The organism is Grimontia sedimenti (genome assembly GCF_011045095.1).
In the GTDB taxonomy this organism is placed as follows: Bacteria; Pseudomonadota; Gammaproteobacteria; order Enterobacterales; family Vibrionaceae; genus Enterovibrio; species Enterovibrio sedimenti.
On record NZ_JAALDL010000079.1, the window covers coordinates 1 to 316 of the forward strand.

Annotated in this window: 1 protein-coding gene; it reads left to right on the plus strand. The window is 59.2% G+C overall.

Features of this window, described 5'->3' with window-relative positions; all coding sequences use genetic code 11:
* Positions 1-59 precede the first annotated feature (59 nt).
* Positions 60-316: Ig-like domain-containing protein (locus G5S52_RS23595; RefSeq protein WP_368737502.1), on the plus strand; the 257-nt coding region annotated here is incomplete at its 3' end.

Sequence of the window (316 nt, forward strand, 5' to 3'; positions counted from 1 at the left end):
TCGACACCGAGATTGGTACCGACGGCGACAAGACCACCAAGGCGGTCTCCGTCGACAGCATCTCTGAAGACAGCAACGTTCAGGGCGACTTTGTCACCAACGACAACACCCTGACCATTTCCGGTACCGTCGACAAGGCGGACGGCGATAAGCTGACCGTTGCCTTCAACGGCAAGACCTACAACGAAGACAGCCCTGAGCTGACCGTTAACAACGATGGCACCTGGACCCTGGATGTCACCAAGACCGAACTGCCTGACGGTGACTACACCGTCACCGCCACCGTCACTGACCTGGCCGGCAACAGCGACTCGGC